This window comes from Corynebacterium pilosum DSM 20521 = CIP 103422 (assembly GCF_000373805.1).
Taxonomy (GTDB): Bacteria; Actinomycetota; Actinomycetes; order Mycobacteriales; family Mycobacteriaceae; genus Corynebacterium; species Corynebacterium pilosum.
Map to the genome: position 1 here is coordinate 1 of NZ_KB892455.1, position 20,670 is coordinate 20,670.

General features: G+C 60.3%; 17 protein-coding genes and 1 tRNA gene. 10 read left to right on the forward strand and 8 right to left on the reverse strand.

Annotated elements, in window-relative coordinates; genetic code table 11:
* Positions 1 to 211, reverse strand: a 211-nt coding sequence (locus tag B097_RS12665; protein WP_018581803.1) for a transposase, incomplete at its 3' end; no start/stop codon positions are given.
* Positions 212 to 505: 294 nt separating this feature from the next.
* On the opposite strand from B097_RS12665, the gene topA reads away from it, so the two are divergent.
* The gene (gene topA, locus B097_RS0106885; RefSeq protein WP_018581804.1) at positions 506 to 3,166 is read left to right on the forward strand and encodes a type I DNA topoisomerase; all 2,661 of its coding nucleotides are present in this window, start codon (positions 506 to 508) and stop codon (positions 3,164 to 3,166) included.
* Positions 3,163 to 3,813 (forward strand): hypothetical protein, encoded by a 651-nt coding sequence (locus tag B097_RS0106890; protein ID WP_018581805.1) that lies wholly within the window; start codon positions 3,163 to 3,165, stop codon positions 3,811 to 3,813. Before topA ends, B097_RS0106890 begins: the two co-directional genes overlap by 4 nt.
* Positions 3,814 to 4,056: 243 nt before the next feature.
* Here B097_RS0106890 and B097_RS0106895 read toward each other — a convergent pair whose 3' ends face one another.
* Positions 4,057 to 5,583 carry an adenylate/guanylate cyclase domain-containing protein gene (locus tag B097_RS0106895; RefSeq protein WP_018581806.1) on the reverse strand — a complete coding sequence of 509 codons (1,527 nt, stop codon included), beginning with the start codon at positions 5,581 to 5,583 and terminating at the stop codon, positions 4,057 to 4,059.
* Positions 5,584 to 5,637: 54 nt separating this feature from the next.
* On the opposite strand from B097_RS0106895, the gene B097_RS0106900 reads away from it, so the two are divergent.
* Entirely contained in the window at positions 5,638 to 6,861 is a 1,224-nt protein-coding gene (locus B097_RS0106900; protein ID WP_018581807.1) for a DNA polymerase III subunit delta', read from the forward strand.
* A gap of 81 nt (positions 6,862 to 6,942) precedes the next feature.
* A tRNA-Thr gene (locus B097_RS0106905) sits at positions 6,943 to 7,018 on the forward strand.
* A 202-nt stretch (positions 7,019 to 7,220) separates the two neighbouring features.
* On the opposite strand, the gene B097_RS0106910 is transcribed toward B097_RS0106905, so the two are convergent.
* Positions 7,221 to 8,885: an AMP-binding protein gene (locus B097_RS0106910; RefSeq protein ID WP_018581808.1), complete on the reverse strand. Its 1,665-nt coding sequence runs from the start codon at positions 8,883 to 8,885 to the stop codon at positions 7,221 to 7,223.
* 264 nt (positions 8,886 to 9,149) lie between these two features.
* Between B097_RS0106910 and B097_RS0106915 the strand changes: the two genes are divergently transcribed.
* The 6 genes from B097_RS0106915 (at position 9,150) to B097_RS0106940 (ending at position 16,676) form a co-directional block, all read left to right on the forward strand.
* The gene (locus tag B097_RS0106915) at positions 9,150 to 10,010 is read left to right on the forward strand and encodes a GDSL-type esterase/lipase family protein (RefSeq protein WP_018581809.1); all 861 of its coding nucleotides are present in this window, start codon (positions 9,150 to 9,152) and stop codon (positions 10,008 to 10,010) included.
* A gap of 46 nt (positions 10,011 to 10,056) precedes the next feature.
* Complete coding sequence (locus B097_RS0106920) at positions 10,057 to 12,081, forward strand: glycoside hydrolase family 3 protein (protein ID WP_018581810.1); 2,025 nt, start codon at positions 10,057 to 10,059, stop codon at positions 12,079 to 12,081.
* A gap of 57 nt (positions 12,082 to 12,138) precedes the next feature.
* A complete protein-coding gene (locus B097_RS0106925; RefSeq protein WP_018581811.1) occupies positions 12,139 to 13,239 on the forward strand; it encodes an S-(hydroxymethyl)mycothiol dehydrogenase in 1,101 nt (366 codons plus the stop codon).
* A complete protein-coding gene (locus B097_RS0106930; protein ID WP_018581812.1) occupies positions 13,239 to 13,865 on the forward strand; it encodes an MBL fold metallo-hydrolase in 627 nt (208 codons plus the stop codon). Before B097_RS0106925 ends, B097_RS0106930 begins: the two co-directional genes overlap by 1 nt.
* 37 nt (positions 13,866 to 13,902) lie before the next feature.
* Complete coding sequence (locus B097_RS0106935; protein ID WP_018581813.1) at positions 13,903 to 14,823, forward strand: NAD-dependent epimerase/dehydratase family protein; 921 nt, start codon at positions 13,903 to 13,905, stop codon at positions 14,821 to 14,823.
* Positions 14,824 to 14,969: 146 nt separating this feature from the next.
* A complete protein-coding gene (locus B097_RS0106940; protein WP_018581814.1) occupies positions 14,970 to 16,676 on the forward strand; it encodes an RNA/DNA-binding domain-containing protein in 1,707 nt (568 codons plus the stop codon).
* A gap of 313 nt (positions 16,677 to 16,989) precedes the next feature.
* On the opposite strand, the gene B097_RS0106945 is transcribed toward B097_RS0106940, so the two are convergent.
* Genes B097_RS0106945 through rfbA form a run of 5 tightly spaced genes read right to left on the reverse strand, consistent with a single transcriptional unit; the run spans position 16,990 to position 20,625 of the window.
* The gene (locus tag B097_RS0106945) at positions 16,990 to 17,826 is read right to left on the reverse strand and encodes a DsbA family protein (RefSeq protein ID WP_040429472.1); all 837 of its coding nucleotides are present in this window, start codon (positions 17,824 to 17,826) and stop codon (positions 16,990 to 16,992) included.
* Between the two features lie 42 nt (positions 17,827 to 17,868).
* Positions 17,869 to 18,210, reverse strand: a complete 342-nt coding sequence (locus tag B097_RS0106950; RefSeq protein ID WP_018581816.1) for a DUF2304 domain-containing protein — start codon at positions 18,208 to 18,210, stop codon at positions 17,869 to 17,871.
* Entirely contained in the window at positions 18,211 to 18,906 is a 696-nt protein-coding gene (gene ppgS, locus B097_RS0106955) for a polyprenyl-phospho-N-acetylgalactosaminyl synthase PpgS (RefSeq protein ID WP_018581817.1), read from the reverse strand.
* Positions 18,907 to 18,915: 9 nt separating this feature from the next.
* Positions 18,916 to 19,752 carry a glycosyltransferase gene (locus tag B097_RS0106960; protein WP_018581818.1) on the reverse strand — a complete coding sequence of 279 codons (837 nt, stop codon included), beginning with the start codon at positions 19,750 to 19,752 and terminating at the stop codon, positions 18,916 to 18,918.
* A gap of 9 nt (positions 19,753 to 19,761) precedes the next feature.
* Positions 19,762 to 20,625 carry a glucose-1-phosphate thymidylyltransferase RfbA gene (rfbA, locus tag B097_RS0106965; RefSeq protein ID WP_018581819.1) on the reverse strand — a complete coding sequence of 288 codons (864 nt, stop codon included), beginning with the start codon at positions 20,623 to 20,625 and terminating at the stop codon, positions 19,762 to 19,764.
* Positions 20,626 to 20,670: the final 45 nt, after the last annotated feature.

Consider the following 20,670-nt stretch of genomic DNA (forward strand, 5'->3'; position numbering starts at 1 on the left):
CCATTTCCTCGTTTTCCTCGGTGGTGACACCGGGGGCGGTGCCGGCGTCGACCTCGGCCTGCCGGACCCAGTTGCGCAGGGTTTCCCGGGATACCCCGAGCTCATTACCGATGGCGGTGCAGGTGGCGGTCAGTGATCGGTAGTCCTCGCGGTGCTGCTGGACCATCCGGACGGCCCGGGTCTTGAACTCGGGGTCGTAGGACTTTTTCATGCTGGTGATCCTTCCTTATCGGAAGGCGGCAAGAAACCCGTGACGGTTCAAACCTTGATAGAAACTCTATTGGAAGATTTGTTTTTGTGCGGCGTGCAATTGCAAAGTCAGGCAGTGTTATGGTCAACAAATACAAGCACAGTTTTGTGTAGTCGCTTATCGACGAACAAACGTGCTAGGTTTCGGGACAGGCGCATTAATATAAGGTGTTATCCGAATTGTGACTTTTTGCAAACAGTTTTGCATACAGTAAGGCACTAAGGTTTAGACCTAAGGAATTGAGGTACACGCATCGTGGCGGATGGAAGCGGATCAGGTAAGACCCTGGTCATCGTCGAGTCGCAGACAAAGGCGAAGAAAATCCAGAACTACTTGGGCGACGACTATATTGTCGAAGCCTCAGTGGGGCATATTCGTGACCTTCCCGGGCGCGCGGCTGACATCCCCGATAAGTACAAAAAGGAACCGTGGGCCAAGCTGGGCGTAAACCCAGAAAAAGACTTCGAGCCAATCTATGTGGTCAGCCCAGACAAGAAGAAAAAGGTGTCTGACCTCCGGTCCAAACTGAAGCAGGCAGACAAACTGCTGCTGGCAACAGACCCGGACCGTGAGGGCGAGGCTATTGCCTGGCACCTGCTGGAAACGCTGAAGCCGAAGGTGCCGGTCGAGCGGATGGTGTTTAACGAGATCACCGAGTCCGCCATCAAGGAGGCCGCGGAGAACACCCGCGAGCTAGACACCGATCTTGTCGACGCCCAAGAAACCCGCCGCATCCTAGACCGCCTCTATGGCTACGAGGTCTCCCCGGTGCTGTGGAAGAAGGTCATGCCACGCCTGTCGGCGGGGCGCGTGCAGTCCGTTGCCACCCGCGTGATCGTCGAGCGGGAACGCGAGCGCATGGCGTTCATCTCCGCTGAGTATTGGGATCTGACCGCCACCCTCAACCAGCTGGCCAGAGAAACTTCTGCAGGTCACCAGCCCAACGAGTTCGATGCCAAGCTCACAGCCGTTGATGGCAAGCGCGTCGCACAAGGTCGCGACTTCGACGATCGGGGCCAGCTGAAGACGAAGGACGTGTACGTCGTCGATAAGCAGGCGGCGGAAAAGCTGGCTGAGGCCCTAGACAAGGCCGACATGAGCGTCGCTTCGGTCGAGGAGAAGCCGTACACGCGCCGGCCCTACGCGCCGTTTATGACCTCGACGCTGCAGCAGGAGGCGGGCCGCAAGCTGCACTTTACGTCGGCGCGCACGATGCGCATCGCGCAGCGCCTCTACGAAAACGGCCACATTACCTATATGCGTACGGACTCCACCTCCTTGTCGAAGCAGGGCTTGAGCGCTGCACGACGAGCGGCCACGGAACTGTACGGCGATAACTACGTGTCCTCGTCGCCACGCACCTATGACCGTAAGGTGAAGAACTCACAGGAAGCGCACGAGGCGATCCGCCCGGCAGGCGAGCGTTTCTCCACCCCAGGCCAACTGGCAGGTCAGCTCGACGCCGAAGAATTCAAGCTGTATGAACTGATTTGGCAGCGCACCGTGGCATCCCAGATGGCGGATGCGAAGGGTACCTCCATGAAGGTGACCGTGTCCGGCACGGCGACGACCGGAGAGGTCGCGGAATTCAGCGCGACCGGCCGCACGATCACCTTCCCGGGCTGGTTGCGTGCTTACTCGGACTCGCAGGATTCGAGGGAATCCCACCTGCCACAGCTGGCGAAGGGCGACGCGCTGACCGCGCAGAAGATCACCGCAGACGGCCACTCCACGAACCCGCCGGCCCGTTACACCGAAGCCAGCCTGGTGAAGAAGATGGAGGACTTGGGCATTGGTCGCCCGTCGACGTACGCGTCGATCATCAAGACCATCCAGGACCGCGGCTACGTCTTCGTCCGCGGCAACGCCTTGGTGCCCAGCTGGGTGGCGTTTTCTGTGGTCGGGCTGCTGGAAAATAACTTCGACACGCTGGTGGACTACGATTTCACCTCCTCAATGGAGGATGAACTCGACGAGATCGCGGCCGGCAACGAAGACCGCACCGACTGGCTCAACGGGTTCTACTTCGGCGATGCGGATGCTGACGATTCCACCGCAGAGTCCGTCGCACGCCGCGGCGGGTTGAAGTCGCTGATCGAGTCCAACCTGGAGTCCATCGACGCGCGCGCCGTGAATTCTTTGAAGCTTTTCGACGACTCTGAGGGCCGCGCCGTTAACGTGCGCGTGGGCCGCTACGGGCCGTACTTAGAGCGCCAGGTCGGTGTGGATTCTGAAGGCGAGCCCGAATACCAGCGCGCTAACCTGCCGGAATCGGCAACGCCGGACGAGGTCACCCTGAAAATGGCGGAGAAGTTGTTCGCCACCCCGCAGTCCGGGCGCGAGCTGGGTGAAAACCCAGACAACGGCCGCATGGTAGTGGCGCGCGAGGGACGCTACGGCCCCTATATCACCGAGGTTGTGCGTGACGACGAGCGCGAAAAGGCCGAAGCTGAAGCCGAGGAGATCGTCGCCCAAGAGCGCAAGGCCGAAGACGAGCAGCGTGCCGCCGATGGCATGAGGGCCAAAAACTGGGAGACCAAGACTGCCGCCAAGCAGAAGGAAAAGCGCATCACCGAGTACGTTGATGAGAAGCTGAAGCCAAAGACGGCCTCCCTGTTCGACTCGATGGAGTCTGCGACAGTCACCCTTGAGGAAGCTCTGAAGCTGCTCAGCCTGCCACGCGAGGTGGGCGAAGACCCCGCCGACGGCGAAATGATCACTGCCCAGAACGGACGCTACGGCCCGTACCTGAAGAAGGGCTCGGACTCGCGTTCGTTGGCCAACGAGGAGCAGATCTTCGAGATCACTCTTGACGAGGCCCGCCGCATTTATGCCGAACCGAAGCGTCGCGGCCGCGCTGCCGCGAAGCCACCGCTGAAGATGCTGGGCGATAATGACGTCTCCGGAAAGCCTTGAAGCGCCCGGAGCGCATCGCGTTCCTCACCGTCGGTGAGATCGCCTGCTGGCTGCGGGTGCTGAACAAGGACACCGCGTCGCGGATTTTCGAGCCCGCCATCCTTCCCCTGCTGGCCGGCGAGGCGCTGCGCTCGTCGTTAAGCAAGGACCAAAAGGCTGCCCTGACCGGCGCAACCCTCTCCGGTGGTGTCGCGGCCTATGAGCAGGTTCGCGTGCCGACGAAGTCCTCTGGCCTGGGTGTCGCTGCTGTCGTGGGGCAGCATGCTGGTTTCATCACACGTCTTACGGACAAGCGGGCTGCGGTGAGCGCGCGCGGTGCCGCGGTCGGCGGGGCGATTGTGGCCGCCGGTGTTGGGCTGGCTGCCTGGAAGAACCGTGCGCTGGTGCCTGCTGTAGCACTCGGTGGGACCGCCGCCGTTGCTACCGCAGCGCTTGCCGACGACGAACGTTTCCGCCGCCGCACCACCGCCGAAGGTGGCATCAGCCACGGTGCCAACCTGATGCTGGCAGGTGAGGGACTGCGCCTAGTGCGCAATACGCTGCTGAAGGATAAGAAACACAACTTCTGGATCGGCATGCTTGAGGGCCTCACTCTGGGCGCAACCAGCGTAGGTGCGATGCTGCTGGTCGATGGCGTGACTGAGTAGGGTCCGTTCTTTCGGCTTTTCGCTCGCCCCGCTACCGCCTTTTCACAAACCGATATAGTCCTCCCTACATAGTGCGAGATACCAAAACGTTTTCAATAAGCTAGTCGCACTATGGGCCGAGGACTATATCGGTTTGTCGTTGCGGTCTGGGCGAGTGGTCAATTCTCGGCGTTTATCTAAAAATATGTGCCCGTATCTAATTTTTTAGATACGGGCACATATTTCTGGATAAATGCCGAAAACCTAGTAGCGGTCCGCCATCGTGGAGCGCACCGGGCGGGCCAGTTGGGTCATCTTGTGGCGGCCGCGCAGCTCGATGGACTTCATCAAGGTCCAGCGAGCCTTTTCTACTTCGTTGGCGCCGCGCAGGGTAGCGGCGTTAGTGAGCACGCGGCCTGGGGTGTCCTTGGCCATGTCGGTAAGACGAGCGGCGGAGTTCACGGCGTCGCCGATCACGGTGTATTCGAAACGGTCATGCCCGCCGATATGGCCAGCGACCACGTGCCCGGCGGCCACACCAATGCCCGCCTGTAGTTCCAGTCCGCGCAGCTCAGTGCGTAGTTCGCGGGCGGCCTGCAGAGCGTGGGAAGTGGCGTCGTTCAAGTTGGCCGGGGCACCGAACACTGCGAGGGCCGCGTCGCCCTGGAACTTATTGATCACGCCGCGGTTGCGGTGGACCACGTCGACGACAATCTCAAAGAACTCATTCAACGCTTCCACAACTTGCTCGGGAGTGTGGTTCACGGCGAAGGTGGTGGACCCGATGACATCGATAAACAGCACGGCGACCTTGCGGTCCTCGCCACCCAACTCCGGCTTTTCTTCCAGAGCGCGCTGGGCTACCTCGGTGCCCACGTAGCGGCCGAAAATATCGCGGACGCGCTGACGTTCGCTCAAGCCACGCATCATCTCGTTAAACCCAGCCTGCAGCACACCAAGTTCAGAGCCGTCGTAAATATCCACCTGAGTATCGTTTTCGCCGCGTCGCACACGATTGATGGCCAGATGGAGCTCATGGATCGGATCGACTACCGACGAGATCGCAAACGCCATGCCCACAAATCCTGTCAGGAGAGCTGCAACAGCCAGCGCCACGATTGCCGGCATGAGCTCACCCGCATTTCCGGTGAAGTAGCCAGCGCGCTGCGCCCACAGCAACAGCACGATCCCGATCAGGGGCACCGCGGAAGTCATCATCCACGTCATATACAGCCGGTATTTGATCGGGGGTTCCAAGGTGGAATCCTCAAAACGGCGCGCCAGCGCGGTCACGGCCACGGGGCGGACCAGTCGCTCGGCCTGCAGGTACGTCAAGAGCGCTACGACAAGGCAGGCCAGCGACGTCGAAAAGCCCACGACAAGAGCTAACCGCCCACTGACGCGGCCGCTGGCCGCCACCGCGATGATGATGCCAACCACCCACACCACCACAACCACCACAGTCTGCCGGATGGGCACTCGCATCACCAGGTTACGCACCATATTGGGATCGTGTTCGTCGGGATGCCTCTGCCAGTCAAACACCGGCCGCAGCATAAACAGGGTAGCGAGGATGCCCACCAGTACGGCGAGGACAACATAGACAATGCCGATCGTCGCTAAGCTCGATGCTTCCGACGCGAAGGTAAGCACTTCGGGCATGGGGATGAGGTAGCGCACGAACAACATAATCGCGATCGCGCCCACCAGATTCGTGGCCAGGAGATTTGCAGCATACAACGGCCACGAGGTGCCCAATAGCCACTTCAATCCTTGCCACAAACGGTTCATGGTGTATTACTCTATCGGTCATTTGCCCCGCGCGGTATGCAGTAGGGTAGTGGAGTGATCAATCGTAGTGTTTCGGCCCGACTCGCGGACAGCCCCAAGGTCCGCGACACAGTTCTGTCCGCCGCCGCTGCTGCGCGGGCAGCGTCCGGAGTAGGCGCCGAAACGCGCGTCGATCCGCGTGCCATGACCCACTCTTGGCTGTTTACCGGCCCACCCGGTGCCGGGCGTTCGACGACCGCTGTCGCTTTTGCCGCTGCCCTTGTGTGCACCGACCCTCAAGAAATCGGGTGCGGGGTGTGCGACGGCTGCCGCGATGCCTTTGGCGGATCGCACACGGACATCGTGCACATCGTGCCCAAAGAATTGTCCATTTCGAAGGACACGGTCGACGAGATGGTTGCGCAAGCAGCACGCTTGCCGACGATTGCCCCGTGGCGGGTGATCATCATCGAAGACGCGGATCGCCTAACCCCCGAGGCCGCCGACGCCATGCTGAAAACCGTAGAGGAACCACCAGCGTCCACCGTGATCATCATGTGCGCGCCCTCCACCGACCCAGAGGACTTCTCACAAACCCTGCGCTCGCGGTGCAGACACCTGTATATCCCGGCGCCGTCCACTGGTGAGATCGTGCGCATTTTGACCCAAGAAGAAGGTGCCACACAGTCCGACGCGAAACTCGCCGCCGCCACCTCCCTCCACCACGTCGGGCGCGCGCGGGCCCTAGTGCGGGACCCCTCGATTCAACAGCGACGCGCACAGGTGATCAACCTCGCCGAGCTCATCTTTCACGGTGACCAAGCGTTCCAGGCCGTCGGTAATCTGCTCAAGGCCGTGAATAAGGAAGCGGTGGACTCCTATGCCGATGCCGACGAGCAAGAACGTGAGAAGCTTGAGCAAGCCCTGGGCATGGGAGCGAAGGGCAAAGGGGCGGCGAAGGCTTTGCGTGGGGCGGCTGGCACGGTGAAGGAGCTGGAGGATCGTCAGAAGGCTAGGAGTACTCGTCGTAAGCGCGACGTGTTGGACCTCGCCCTCGTGGATTTTGCAGGCGTCTACCGAGACGCACTGATGGTGAAGACGGGCGCGAATGTGGGGCTGACCCACCCCGACTTTGAAGGGCTCGCGCGTGACATCGGTCAACGAGTGTCCGTCGAAGGGCTGGTGGCGTGCCAGGATGCAATCGCGAAATGCCGTACACACCTCAGCCAATCAGTCACCCCGACCATTGCGTTTAATGGCATGATCGGGGCGATCAGACAGGCCTGCCGCGTGAAATGACCTGCCGTTTTCCGGTTTCGCTAACGGTAGGTTAAGCTGATTGGCGCACGATTTGCGCAGCCATGGTTGCGCGCAGTGCAGGCCGCCTTAGCTCAGTCGGTAGAGCGTTTCACTCGTAATGAAAAGGTCGCGAGTTCGATTCTCGCAGGCGGCTCCACCAAACCCCCAGGTTAAACAGTGTTTAGCCTGGGGGTTTCTCGTCTTGCGCCCCGCTGTCGGTCAAACTGCTGAAACTGAACTGTTGGAACAGGGCGCTTTTCGGGGCCTGATAGCGTTTTGGGCCCCAGTTCCAACATTCTAGGTTCAGGTGTTTGCGGTAGGGACGGTCGCTGGGACGGGGCAAGCGACCCACGCACCCCCTACGCGCCGGGCACGGACTCCGGTAGGAAGCGGGGCACGACCTTGCCCACGGCGTTGCGGGGCAGTTCGTCGACGAAGTTGACGTCGCGGGGAACGGAGTGGCTGGCTAGGTTGTCGAAGACGTACTGGCGCACCTTGTCGCTGGTCAGTTTGCGGCCGGCGTCGTCGTCGGAACGCACGATCCACACAGCGATGCGGGCGAAGGTCTCTTCGTCGTCGACGCCACCTGCGTAAAGGTCGGCGACGCCCGGCATGGATTCCAGTACATCGGATACGGAGGCGGGGTAGACGTTTTCGCCGCCGACGATGATCATGTCGTCGGCGCGCCCGACCACGTGGAGGCGGCCGTCGGCATCGAAGTAGCCTAAGTCGCCCATCTCGATCAGGTTGTCGATTTTCACCATCGGCGTGTTCGGGTTGGAGTAGCCGATCAGTGAGGTGGAGTTGTTCAGGAAGATGCGGCCGACTTTGCCCTGGGGGACTTCTTGGTCGTTGTCGTCGTAAAGCTTCAGGATTGTGCCGGAGGACACGTGGCCGGCGACGGTGGGGTCGGCGGCGACCTCGGCACCGGATGCGGCGGCAGCCAGGGTGAGCTCGGTTGAGCCGTAGATATTGCACAGGATCGGACCGAAGCGGTCGACGACTCGCTTGACGATCTCCGGCGTCAGCGCGTGACCGGCAGAGGCGATGAATTTCAGGCGGGACGTGTCATATTTCTGGTTATCCTCCAACTCAAGCAGCTGCTTGAAGAAAATGGGGGAGGAGACATGCGCGTCGCACTTGAATCCCTCGAGCTGCTCGAACACGCGCACTGGATCGTAGTTACGCATGGTCACCACGGTGTTGCGCGCGCCGAAGGCGATGTTGGTGGCCGACCAGCCCCAGGTGTGGAACATAGACGCGCTCATCTGCACCGTCATGCCGGCCTTCCACGGAATCTTCTCCAGCAGGCCGGCCAGAACCAGCGGCAGCTTCGGCTCTGGGCGCAGGATGCCCTTAGGGATTCCCGTGGTCCCGGAGCTCATCAAGACGATATAGCCATGCTTCGGCATGGCAGGCAGCTTGGTGTCGGTATCGCTGTGCGCGATGAGTTCAGCCAGGGCTGGGTAATCATCATGACGCTTTTCGACGTGCGCATAGGCCACTGTCAGACCGGGATAGTCGTGCGGGATGACGTGGGAAAATTCATCATCGACGATGAGCACATTAATCGTGTTTTCTTCGATGATGCCCAAAATCTGTTCGGGTGAGGATCCCACATTTAGCAGGTAAAGGTGCGCGCCGGCATACCCCTTGGCCGTCATGGGTAGCAGAATGCCGCGGCCGTTGCGGGCCATCACGCCGATGTGCAGTTCGTCAAAGCCCTCGCGCTTTTTCACGTCGAGGAACCACTTGGCCAGGATTTGGGCCTGGTCGCGCATCTGGGCGTAGGTGAGCACGCCGTCGTCGTCGATAAGCGCGTTGCGGTGCGGCGTTTGGGCGGCCCCCTGCTCGATCTCCCGGGCGGTGGTGAACCAGTAGCGGGCTAGCGTTGCTGGCAGTGTTGCAGCGCCTAAAGGCCCGCCTTCGGCGCCGACGATGCCGGAGCGGATGACAGCGGGGACAAATTTGGCCAACGCCTGCGCGTTAAAGGCGATCTTTCCTAGAAGTGGCAGTGGTGACATGGACATCCTTAAGAGGCTGTAACAATTCTGTTTACGTTGGGATATATCGACAGAGGGGGCGGAAACGTTGCATGTTGCTATTATTTCGCCCACAATACCGATAGGCACGACATGGGCAATGACTGGGGATAGAGTTGCATAAGTTGCCAGAGTTGTCGAAGTGGAACGTTTGCGACGAGGGCGCTTCGCGCTTAAGGTGTTCAGGGAATCGCAACGTGATGAAACCCTCACGAATTTGAAGAAAGTTGAAAGAAAGCAGGCCGCATGCTGATCCACGCCACCCGCCGAAAGGTCACCGCACTCGTGGCCTCCATAGCCGCCACGATGCTCGCCGCAATCACGATGGTGGCCGGCCCCGCCGTTCCTAGCGCCCAGGCGCAGAACGGCAACATGGTCATCTTCGGTGACTCGTGGGTGGCCGACCCGCCGCTAGAGCAGTGGGCTGCAGGCAAGCTTGGCCTTGACGCCCGCGGTTCCTCCAACGTGACTACCTGGTGCCCAACCTCCAATAACAACTTCGGCAAGGTCGCTGCGCGCCAGCTCGGCCTGGCTGCGCACGACTACTCCTGCACCGGTACCGTCACCATTTCCCAGGGGCCGAAGCTGGCTTCCCAGGTCAACCGCGCGATCGATAGCAGGGGCCTGAACCACGACACCCGCCGCGTGCTGATCTCGGTAGGTTTCAACGACACCTATAACAACGACGGCCGCCCACACGCAGACGTCCGCCGTGACTTCGTCAACTACATGCGCCCACAGGTGGACCGCATCCGCGCCCACGCGCCAAACGCGCGCATCCAGTTCGTCGGCTACCCGCAGATTTCCGACGGCCGCGGCAACGTCTGTCTCTTCCACGTCGGCCCGAACATGCACGACGTCACCCCGCTGGCGAAGATCACCGAGTGGGAAAACCTGGGGCAGTGGATGCTTGTCGACGCAGCACGCGCCACCGGCACCCAGTTTGTCGACCTGAAGCCTGCTACCCGCAACAACCACATGTGCGCGCCTGACCACCTGCGGATGTGGCCTGGTGTCGTTGATTTCTACGCGGGCGGAGGCAATATGCCATTCCACTTCACCCAGCGTGGTCACAACTACGTCGGCGGGATCGTGGCTCGCTCCTAGGCGAAAAGCCCAGAAAGTCGCTGCTTCTTAGCCGTACACTTAAAGTATGACTACTCAGAACCAGCGCACCCTGTCCGCCCGCACCAAAAACATCATCACCGTCGACGGCCTAGAATTTAAGGACCTCGACGGTGACGGTCAGCTGACCCCCTACGAGGACTGGCGCCTCAGCCCCCGCGAACGCGCAGAAGACCTCGTCGCGCGCATGACCGACGAGGAAAAGGCGGGCCTGATGATCATCGGCTCGCACTACCCAGGCAACTCCGCCTTCCTTCCCAACGCCGAGGAAGGCAAAGTGCTTCACGACGAAGACTTTTGGGCAGATAAACACCCGATGACCGGCCTGGAATATCCGGAGCCGATGCTGCTAGGCCCAGCGACGGACACGTCCATCAATGAACGCCACCAGCGCTTCTTCATCTATCGCGATAACCTGCCCGCCCGCGACCTCGCCGTGTGGACCAATGCGGTCCAAGAGATCGCGGAAAGCTCCCGCCTGGGCATCCCGGCAGTTTTTGCCGCCAACCCGTTGAACATCTTCTCTGTGGTCCCAGCCTTCGGCGATAAGGACACATCCGGGGTGTTCTCGGGCTGGCCGTCCGAACTTGGCCTGGCTGGCTTGAGGGACGCAGACCGCGTCGAAAAGCTTGCTGCTGGTGCCGCCGCTGAGTGGCGTGCCGGTGGTATCCACAAGGTCTACGGCTACATGGCCGATGTGGCGTCCGAGCCGCGGTGGGCACGTTTCGTCAACACCTTCGGCGAGGACCCGCAGGTGGTCGCCGATTATGTCACCGCCACCGTCCGCGGCCTGCAGCAGGTGCGTGAGACTGAGAACGGCCGTGCCATCGACGGCGTGGCGTGCACGGTGAAGCACTTCCCTGGTGGCGGCGTGCGCGAAGATGGCCACGACCCGCACTTTGCCTGGGGCAAGTTCAATAACTATCCCACCGAGGATGCGCTGTACACCTACCACATGCCACCTTTCCAGGCGGCGATCGAAGCGGGGGCCTCGTCGATCATGCCGTACTACGCGGTGCCGGTGAATCAGTCCGCTGACCAGCTGCCGCGCCAGTTCTGGCAGTCTGAGGGTACCCAGTTCGAGGAAGTCGCTTTCGCGTTCAACAAGACGATGATCACCGATATCCTGCGTGGACAGCTCGGCCATGCCGGCTACGTCAACTCTGACTCGGGTGTTCTGGACGCGATGCCTTGGGGCGTGGAGGACAAGACCCAGCCCGAGCGCATCGCCGCCGCCGTGAATGCGGGCGTGGACATCTTCTCCGACGTGTCCGACCCGTCCGCCGTGCGCGAGGCGATCGCTGCTGGCCTCAACGTCGACGAGTCCGTCACGCGCCTGCTGGTAGAAATCTTCGAGCTTGGGCTTTTCGACGATCCCTTCGTCGACGAGGACGCAGCTGCGGAAGTGATCGGTAGCCAGGCTGTCGCCGAAGCCGGCCACAGCGCCCAGCGCGATTCTGTCACCCTGCTGCGCGGCAACGCAGACCTTCTGCCGCTGAACCCTGAGACCAGCCAGAAGATTTACACCTGGGTTACTGCGCGCACCAAGCCCGAGCTCGCCGATGAGCGCTTCGCCGCCGCTGTTCGTGAGGCGTTTCCGCAGGCGACCTTCGTCGATAAGCCGGAGGATGCCGATCTTGCCATCGTGTGGGCCCGGCCTGAAATCGCGCTGTTTACTGACGATAAAGAAGACCAGCCGCTTTCCATCGATCCGCGCGATAACCAGATCGACATGGACCGCGTGATCGAGATCCAGCGCACCGTGCCGACGATGACGCTGCTCAACATCACTAACCCGTGGCTGCTGGAGGAGATCGAACCGAACGCGGCAGCGCTCGTCGCTACGTTCGATTCCTCACCCAAGGCGATCCTCGAAGCGTTGTGTGGGGTGGACGGCGGCCCGAAGGGTGAGCTCGCGTTCTCCTTCCCGCGCGATGTTGCTGCCTTCGCGGATTCGCCGCGCGACGTGCCCGGCAAGTTCTTGGGCGAAGACTACGCCTACGTCGACCGCGACGGCAACGTCTACCAGTACGGATACGGCCAGCGGCTGTAACAAGATGGGCTTGATTTTCGTTAAGCGCGGCTTGACGAAAATCGTTAGCCTGGTTACATGACCGAAACTGTTCAAGGAGTAATCGCCCGCGAAAAGGGCGCCGATGTAGAAGTAACCAACATTGTGATCCCGGAGCCAGGCCCGAACGACGTCGTCGTGAAGGTCCAGGCTACCGGCGTATGCCACACTGACCTCGCCTACCGCGACGGGGACATTGCCGACGACTACCCCTTCCTGCTTGGCCACGAGACGGCTGGTGTCGTCGATAAGGTCGGCGAGGCTGTCACCCACGTCGAGGTCGGCGACTTCGTCGTACTGAACTGGCGTGCTGTGTGCGGCGAGTGCCGTGCCTGCCGCAAGGGCGACACGAATAACTGCTTTAACACCCATAACGCCTCGAAGCCGATGACCTTGGAGGATGGCACCGAGCTGACCGCAGCGCTCGGAATCGGCTCCTTCGCCGAGAAGACCCTGGTCCATGAGGGCCAGTGCACCAAGGTGAACCCTGAGGAAGACCCTGCAGCGGCAGGCCTGCTCGGCTGCGGCATCATGGCGGGCGTTGGCGCCGCCGTGAATACCGGTGATATCCAGAAGGGTGAATCCGTCGCTGTCTTCGGACTCGGCGGTGTCGGCTTGGCAGCGATCGCCGGTGCGAAGCTGGCTGGTGCCACCACGATTATTGCGATCGACCTCGATGAGCGTAAGACCAAGGCGGCCGTCGACACCTTCGGCGCAACCCACGCGATTGCCTCCAAGGACATGGAGGAGCAGGAGATCGTCGACAAGGTTCGCGAGCTGACCGACGGCTTCGGTGCCGACGTCACCATCGACGCCGTGGGAATCATCCCCACCTGGCGCCAGGCCTTCTACTCTCGCGACCACGCAGGCCGCATGGTCATGGTGGGCGTACCAAACCAGACCAGCGAGATTCAGCTGCCTGCCATCGACGTGTACTCGCGCGGCGGCTCCATCAAGCCAGCCTGGTACGGCGACTGCCTGCCAGAGCGCGACTTCCCGATGTACGTTGACCTGCACCTGCAGGACCGTTTCCCGCTGGGCGAGTTCGTTTCCGAGCGCATCGGAATCAACGACGTGGAAGAGTCCTTTGCAAAGATGAAGCAGGGCGATGTCCTGCGTAGCGTAGTGGAGTTCAAATAATGACTTTTCGTATTGACAACGTAGTAACCTCCGGAAAGTTCAAGCTCGACGGTGGCGAATGGGACGTAGACAACAACGTGTGGATCGTCGGCGATGACTCCGAGGTGTTCATCATTGACGCGGCCCACGACGCCGACGCCATCGCTGCCGCCGTGGGCGACCGCAAGGTCAAGGGCATCATCGCCACCCACGGTCACAACGACCACATCGACGCAGCTCCACGCCTGACCGAGCTTGTCGACGCCCCCATCTACCTCCACCCGGCCGATTCCATGCTGTGGGAGGAGACCAACAAGGGCCTGAACTACCGCGACCTCGAGGACGGCCAGACCTTCCAGATCGCTGGTACCGACATCAAGGTGCTGAGCACCCCAGGCCACTCGCCAGGCTCCTGCGTGTTGTACGTTCCTGAGGCGGCCGAGCTGTTCTCCGGTGACACCCTCTTCCAAGGTGGCCCGGGCGCGACCGGCCGTAGCTATTCCAGCTTCGACACCATCATCGAGTCCCTGCAGAAGTCCGTCCTGGACCTCCCCGCAGAGACCGTGGTTCGCACCGGTCACGGCGACCACACCACCATCGGTGACGAGGCCCCGCACTTGGAGGAGTGGATCAAGCGCGGTTACTAAAGCACACCTTTAGAATCGAGTATTAGACTGAGTGCCTATGCGTACTCTTGTCACCGGCGGCGCCGGGTTCATCGGATCACACCTGGTCGATTTGCTTATCGACGAAGGCCACCAGGTGACCGTTGTCGACAACTTGTCACACGGGAAAGAATCCAACCTGAACCCCGGCGCCTTTTTCGTCCACGCCGATGTGCGCACGGCCGACTACAACCGGCTTTTTAAGGAGCACACTCCGGAAGTCGTCTTCAACTTGGCGGCACAGATCGATGTAAGAGCAAGCGTCGAAAAGCCCGTCGAGGACGCCGAAACAAATATCCTGCCGCTGATTCGCCTGGCCGATGCGGCGCGGAGGCACGGGGTGCGCAAGATCGTCCACACGTCTTCGGGTGGCGCGATTTATGGCGAGCCGGAAGAATTCCCGGTGTCCGAAGCCTCGCCCGTGGACCCGTACTCGCCGTACGCGGCTTCGAAGTATGCCGGCGAGGTCTACCTGAACATGTTCCGTAACCTCTATGGCCTGGAGTGCTCGCACATCGCCCCGTCAAACGTGTACGGCCCGCGCCAGGATCCCCACGGTGAGGCGGGCGTTGTTGCGATTTTTGCGCAAAACCTGCTGTCGGGTAAGCCCACCCGCGTGTTCGGTGGGGGCACGAATACCCGCGATTATGTGTATGTCGGCGATGTGGTGCGCGCCTTTTATCTAGCGGCGGGCGATGTCGGCGGGGGAGAGCGCTTCAATATCGGCACCGCCGTGGAGACGACCGACCGCGAACTCCACACCCTCGTCGCGCGTGCCGCTGGGGCCCCCGATAACCCTGAGCTCGCACCCGCCAGGCTCGGCGACCTACCACGCAGCGCCCTCGACTACTCCAAGGCCAAGCGCGTGTTGGGTTGGGAGCCGCAGGTGCGTATCGACGAGGGCGTGGCCCGTACCGTCGACTACTTCCGTGGTGCCTAAGCGGGCTTGGGGGCGACGGGAAACAACTTCAAAACAACTTAAAACAACTTTGAACTGCGTAAATGCCAATTTCCTCCATCAAAGTTGTTTCAAGTTGTTTTTCCGATGACGAAAACAACTTCCTGGGGTTATGTAGAATGTCGCCTATGACGCTGTCTCCAGAAATTCTCAAAGCCCTAGACAGTATTGCTGCAGGGGCTATTGCAGATTCCGTCGAGAGCGAAACTTTGGAATTCAAAGAGGACCCAGCCCACCGCTCTTCAGTAGAAAAGACTCGAGCGCCCTTCATCGAGAAAATCATCAACGAATCAATTTGCATGGCCAACAGCGAGTCAGCTCGCGGAAGCATTGTCATCGGGGTTGCTGACAGGATCGGTGGGCCAGAGGCATTCTTTGGCACTTCGCTGGAGCCCGATGATGTTGAGCACAAAGTATTTAATAGAACGGTTCCAAACCTGCGCGTCCTCGCAAGAGTAGAGCACTACCACGGTGCCCGACTTCTTATCGTCCACATTCCCGAAGCGCTCACCTTGTACACACGCCGTGATGGTGGTGCGCTACGCAGGGTGGGGACCCGATGCATCCCAGTCACAGAGGAAGACCGCGTAGCAATCCGCGCAGTCCGGGCGAATCCAGACTTTTCACGCCGACCGTCTCACCACAACATTGAAGACATTCCACTGGAAGTGATCTCAGAAGTCAGGCGCTTGCTCAGCCTTCGCCGCAGGCAGACAGGAGCTGACCCCTCTCTTCCTGAGACCACGACAGGATTGCTCCGGGAAATCGGACTTTTGACCGATGAGGGCCAACTCAATATGGCGGGGGCCATCCTTCTCCTCCCCACCCCAGCCACTGAACCAAGTATTAGGTATTTGTGGCGACCACTTCCCGGCGGTGATCCTAGGGTTACGGAGTATACAGATCCTCTTCTACTTTCTTTGCAGGCATTGCGGCGTCAAATAGCGCATAGCGCAGATGATGAAATCACCCGCGTCCAATTTGAAGATGGCCAAGAGATTGCCATTCCACGCTTCCCCGAACAGGCGATTGATGAAAGTGTCTCCAATGCTCTGATCCACCGGGATTGGCAGCGCCCAGGGCCTGTCGTCATCGACCAGTCACCTGTCTTGCTCAAAGTATTTTCCCCAGGGGGACTTCCCGCTGGGGTGAAGCCGGAGAAGCTACTGACAACGCAGTCAATTCCTCGCAATCCCCGTCTTATCGGCGCCATGCGCATGCTCGGACTCGCCGAAGAAAGCTCTCGCGGATTCGACCGGATGTGGGCTTCGATGATTCAAACCGGTCGTGATGCCCCTCGGGTTGACCCGACAGATGTCTCCGTCGAAATCTTCCTCTCTGCGGGGACCCCCGATGTCGGTTTTATCAAATCTTTACACCAGCTTGCGGCCCATTTTGGCAACGAGATCATTTTCAGCGTGAACTGTTTAATCGTTGTTTGGCACCTCTGGAATGCCCCGCTCATCACGGAAAAGACTGCAGGCGAAAAAACCCAAGCAAACTCCCTCGAAGTACGACAGCTGATGGAAACGCTCGTCGATATTGATCTGCTTAAACCCGTCCGCGACGCAGCCGAATGGGTCCTCGGCGACACTGCGCGAGGACTTATGGGAAAAACTGGTGCGAGGCAGTTGGCTGCAGTTTCTGTTCAAGAGTGGTTGGAGACGAAGCTCTCCGAAGGCGACTCAATCCGTTCTGCCGATGCAGCCGAAGCACTTGGCGTTCCGCGCGAGGAGATAACCGATCATCTTCGACACCTACGCAGCCTTGGGCGCGCGGTCATCGATCCGACAGGACCCAGTCGAGGTTCCAACACCCGGTGGATCATGCCCTAGTGCGTAACCAAACAACTTCAAAACAACTTAAAACAATTTTGACCTGCGCAAATGTCAACTTCCGCGACTAAAGTTGTTTCAAGTTGTTTTTCCGGCGACGAAAACAACTTCCTGGGCTTTTGTCCAAGAGCCGATAGGGGTGGTGGCATACACCCCTTGAGGTAGTGCACATACTGACTTTCCACAAATCATTGCTTTTCGCGGCGGTTAGGCGAGCAGTGAACTACCGTTCAACCCCGAGACTAAAATTCCAATACCAATAATGGTGGTGTACTCGGCTCCACAGGTCTGGTTAGGCTTGGGGCAGTGGTGCCTAGACGCGCTCCTGCGATTCGACGAGTTCTTCGTTGATCACTACCTCGAACTGCTCGAAAGGCAGCGCACCTGAGATGGTTTGGGTGCCGATCACAAAACTTGGCGTCCCGTCGATCCCCAACTCAGAGCCGAACTGGCGCGAACCGGCGATGGCCTCGTCGTACTTGTCGCTGGTGGCGTCGGCCGCGAACTTGTCTAGGTCTGCAACACCAGCCTCCTCGGCGTAGCGGAGAAAGTCCTCCTGCGTGAACTGGCCGCCGCGCTCCTCAAATTCGGCGAAGAGCGCGTCCTTGAATTCGAAGAATTTGCCCTGTTCAGCGGCGGCGCGGCCTGCACGTGCGGCATCCTCGGAGTTGGGCCCATTGATGGGGAAGTCATTCCACTCTAGGCGCACTAGCCCGGTCTCGACGTATTCTTCGACGATGCGCTGCTCAGTCTCATTGTTGTGGCGCGCGCAATAAGGGCAGCCGAAGGAGGAGAATTCGCTGATCACGATCGGTGCGTCCACCGCACCCATCGCCATGGCATCGTCCGCGTTTCGACGACCGACCTCGCCGTCGTCGCCGGCGCCATAGAGGGTCGCGTCACGCGCCTCATCACTAAAATCGGTGCCGGGCTTAACGTCTGAAATATCCGCAGGCTGGCTCGCACGCTCGCCAGCCTGGCCATCGGACGGCTGCGGAGCCTGCGACACGGCCGCGGTCGCTGCTTGATCGCGACCCTCGTTCAGGCCGATGATATAACCACCCAGTGCCGCGCCCAGCGCCAGCACAATGGTGAACGCCCACATTAACGCGGGGATCTTCGTCTTTGTTTCGTTCTTCGTTGTAGACACGCACCTAACGGTAGCAGCCCTGCTACCACTGCTTAATCAGTGCTAGCGTGCGCGGTCCTCCGGCTTTTCAGCATTTTGGATGGCGATGGTACGTGCCAGGCGCGCGTAGCGCAGTTCCTGTTCACGGAACCGGACCCAGGTGCTCATCGTCGTAAAGAAAAATGCGACCACGAGGGCATAGAGCATTAGGTCGGTGCCACGATCTACGCCGAGCCAGTTGGCGATCACGGTCAGATCGTCGGGACGCAAAATCGCCCACACCGCAGCGATCGCGAGCAGCACGAACACGATCTTCACCCAGGCCTTCGCCCGAGCCTTCTTGCGGTTGAGGAAAAAGTAGGCGACCAGCGCGATCGCCGCAATGAGCAAGATTAATTGGATCATCTACAGCCTCCTCGCCACGATGCCGTCGGCCAAAATATTCACGCCATTAATCAGCGACTGCCCCTTACTCATCGAGTACTCCGTGTACAAAATGTCCACCGGTTCCTCGGCTACCCGCCACTTGTGCGTATCGATCATGCCGACAATCTCACTGGCATGAGACATCCCATTCATCCGGATGTCCATCTCATCAGCGACCTTCTTGTTGAACACGCGCAGGCCATTGTGGGCGTCGGTCAGCCCCAAACGCCTGGTCCGCGGGCTGAGCAGGACTACCGTCTTGAGCACGAGTCGCTTAATCCACGGCACTTGCGAATTGTCCTGGCCAGCAAAACGCGTTCCGACGATGATATCCAGCGGCTCCTCGCGCAACCGCTGCACCATCCGCACCACATCCTTGACTTGGTGCTGGCCGTCGGCGTCGAAGGTGACGAAAAACTGCGCGCCGGGCTGCGCGCGGGCATATTCCACACCGGTCTGGATCGCAGCGCCCTGGCCCAAATTCACCGGGTGGTCCACCAGGTGCGCACCCGACGCCCGGATCTCCTCCCGCGAATTATCCTTCGAACCATCGTTGACCACCGCGATATTCGGAAAAGCTTCGCGGGCGTGCTCCACCACCTGGCGGATCACCTGCCCCTCGTTGTAGCAGGGCACGATCAGCCAGGTGTCGCGAAAATCCTGGGTGGCGTTCATGTTTCCCAATCATAACCGCTTCCGGTGGAAGAGCATCCCATTGACTTTGCGCAGCAACCCAGCAGGCAACATTCGGTACACAGTCCGAACCACAAGGTTGGCCACCGCCCGCGGGCGCGACACGAGCCCGTAGCTGGCCAGGTTCTTCTGCATCTGGATCTCTGACGCCAGCATCTTCTTATCCGTGCGGCGCGCCAACTGCGCATCGCTGACGCGGAAATACGTCAGCGGCTCCTCCATGTTGCGCAGCTGCTTGCCCGCCGCCAGCAGCCGGGCCCACAGGTCATAGTCCTCAATAAACGGCAGGTGGCGGTAGCTGCCGACCTCGCGCACGTCGGCCGTGCGCATCATCACCGACGGGTGGTTCAGCGGCGAATTGATTTTCGCGTACCCGCTCGGGTCTTCCGGCAGCCGGCGAACCTCGCCTAACGACGATTCCAGCTGGCCGGTGGCACGAAAAGTGTCGTCATCAAACTCCTGCACCGCCGTGCCGACCACCGCCACATCCGGGTGGGCGCGCAAGAACTCCACCTGCTTTTCGAAACGCTGCTGAAAGGCGATGTCATCAGAATCAAGGCGCGCCACAAACTCGGTGTCCACCTGCTCCATTCCTGCGGCCAACGCCGCCCCAAGGCCCTGGTTCTCCTCCAGCGGGTGTGGCAGAACCGAAGGGTATTCGTCGATAAGTGAGCGAAGCGAATCGGGCACCGGGCCGTCGATCACCACGACGATCCGCTCAGCCGGCAGCGACTGCGCCACCAGCGAATCAAGGGCTGCGCGCAACTCGGCGGGCTGGGTGCGCGCGTAAATCGACATGAGCGCCGTGACGGAAGTGGGGGACTGCATGGCACCTAACTATAGATCGATCGCGTCCAGCAGGTACGCGCCGTAGCCGGACTTCATCATCGGCGTGGCCAGTTTCTCCAGCTGGGCTGCGTCGATGAACCCCTCCCGGTATGCCGCGACCTCCGGGCTACCAATGATCGTGCCCGTACGCTTCTGGATGACCTCAACATAGGCGCTGGCCTCACTCATCGAATCGATCGTGCCCGTATCCAGCCACACATCACCGCGCTGCAAACGGCGCACCTGCAAACGCCCCTGGTTGAGGTAGGCCTCATTCACCGCCGTGATCTCCAGCTCGCCGCGTGCGCTCGGCCGGATTTGCTTCGCGATATCGACGACCGCATTGTCATAAAAATACAGCCCCACGACCGCGAAATTACTCTTCGGGTGGTCTGGTTTTTCCTCGATAGATAGCGCGGTGCCGGCCGCATCGAACTCCACCACGCCATAGCGCTGCGGGTCTGAAACCTCGTAGGCGAAAATCATGCCGCCATCTGGGTCTAGGGAGTGCGCAAGCGCGCCGGAGAGCTGTGCGCCCTCGAAGATATTGTCACCCAGGACGAGCGCTACAGAGTCATCGCCAATGAACTCTTCACCGATAATGAACGCCTGCGCCAGCCCCTCTGGTTGTGGCTGCACCGCATAATCGAGCATCAGTCCCCAGGTGGAACCGTCGCCAAGCAATCGTCGAAAAGCGGATTGATCCTCCGGAGTGGTGATGATCAAAATCTCCCGGATGCCGGCGCTGATCAGCGTCGATAGCGGGTAGTAGATCATCGGCTTGTCGTAAATGGGCATCAGCTGCTTCGAAATCCCCTTAGTGATGGGGTACAGCCGCGTCCCTGAACCGCCAGCGAGAATAATGCCCTTCATGGCTGTTTAGTCTACTGGTGTCTAGGTTGCCGGGGACGCAGCTGA

Coding starts and splice junctions, on each gene's coding strand:
- B097_RS0106935 (WP_018581813.1), top strand. CDS start 13,903: ATGCGTACTCTTGTCACCGGCGGCGCCGGGTTCATCGGATCACACCTG.
- B097_RS0106960 (WP_018581818.1), bottom strand. CDS start 19,752: ATGCAGTCCCCCACTTCCGTCACGGCGCTCATGTCGATTTACGCGCGC.
- B097_RS0106920 (WP_018581810.1), top strand. CDS start 10,057: ATGACTACTCAGAACCAGCGCACCCTGTCCGCCCGCACCAAAAACATC.
- B097_RS0106915 (WP_018581809.1), top strand. CDS start 9,150: ATGCTGATCCACGCCACCCGCCGAAAGGTCACCGCACTCGTGGCCTCC.
- B097_RS0106930 (WP_018581812.1), top strand. CDS start 13,239: ATGACTTTTCGTATTGACAACGTAGTAACCTCCGGAAAGTTCAAGCTC.
- B097_RS0106925 (WP_018581811.1), top strand. CDS start 12,139: ATGACCGAAACTGTTCAAGGAGTAATCGCCCGCGAAAAGGGCGCCGAT.
- B097_RS0106910 (WP_018581808.1), bottom strand. CDS start 8,885: ATGTCACCACTGCCACTTCTAGGAAAGATCGCCTTTAACGCGCAGGCG.
- ppgS (WP_018581817.1), bottom strand. CDS start 18,906: ATGAACGCCACCCAGGATTTTCGCGACACCTGGCTGATCGTGCCCTGC.
- B097_RS0106950 (WP_018581816.1), bottom strand. CDS start 18,210: ATGATCCAATTAATCTTGCTCATTGCGGCGATCGCGCTGGTCGCCTAC.
- rfbA (WP_018581819.1), bottom strand. CDS start 20,625: ATGAAGGGCATTATTCTCGCTGGCGGTTCAGGGACGCGGCTGTACCCC.
- B097_RS0106895 (WP_018581806.1), bottom strand. CDS start 5,583: ATGAACCGTTTGTGGCAAGGATTGAAGTGGCTATTGGGCACCTCGTGG.
- B097_RS0106940 (WP_018581814.1), top strand. CDS start 14,970: ATGACGCTGTCTCCAGAAATTCTCAAAGCCCTAGACAGTATTGCTGCA.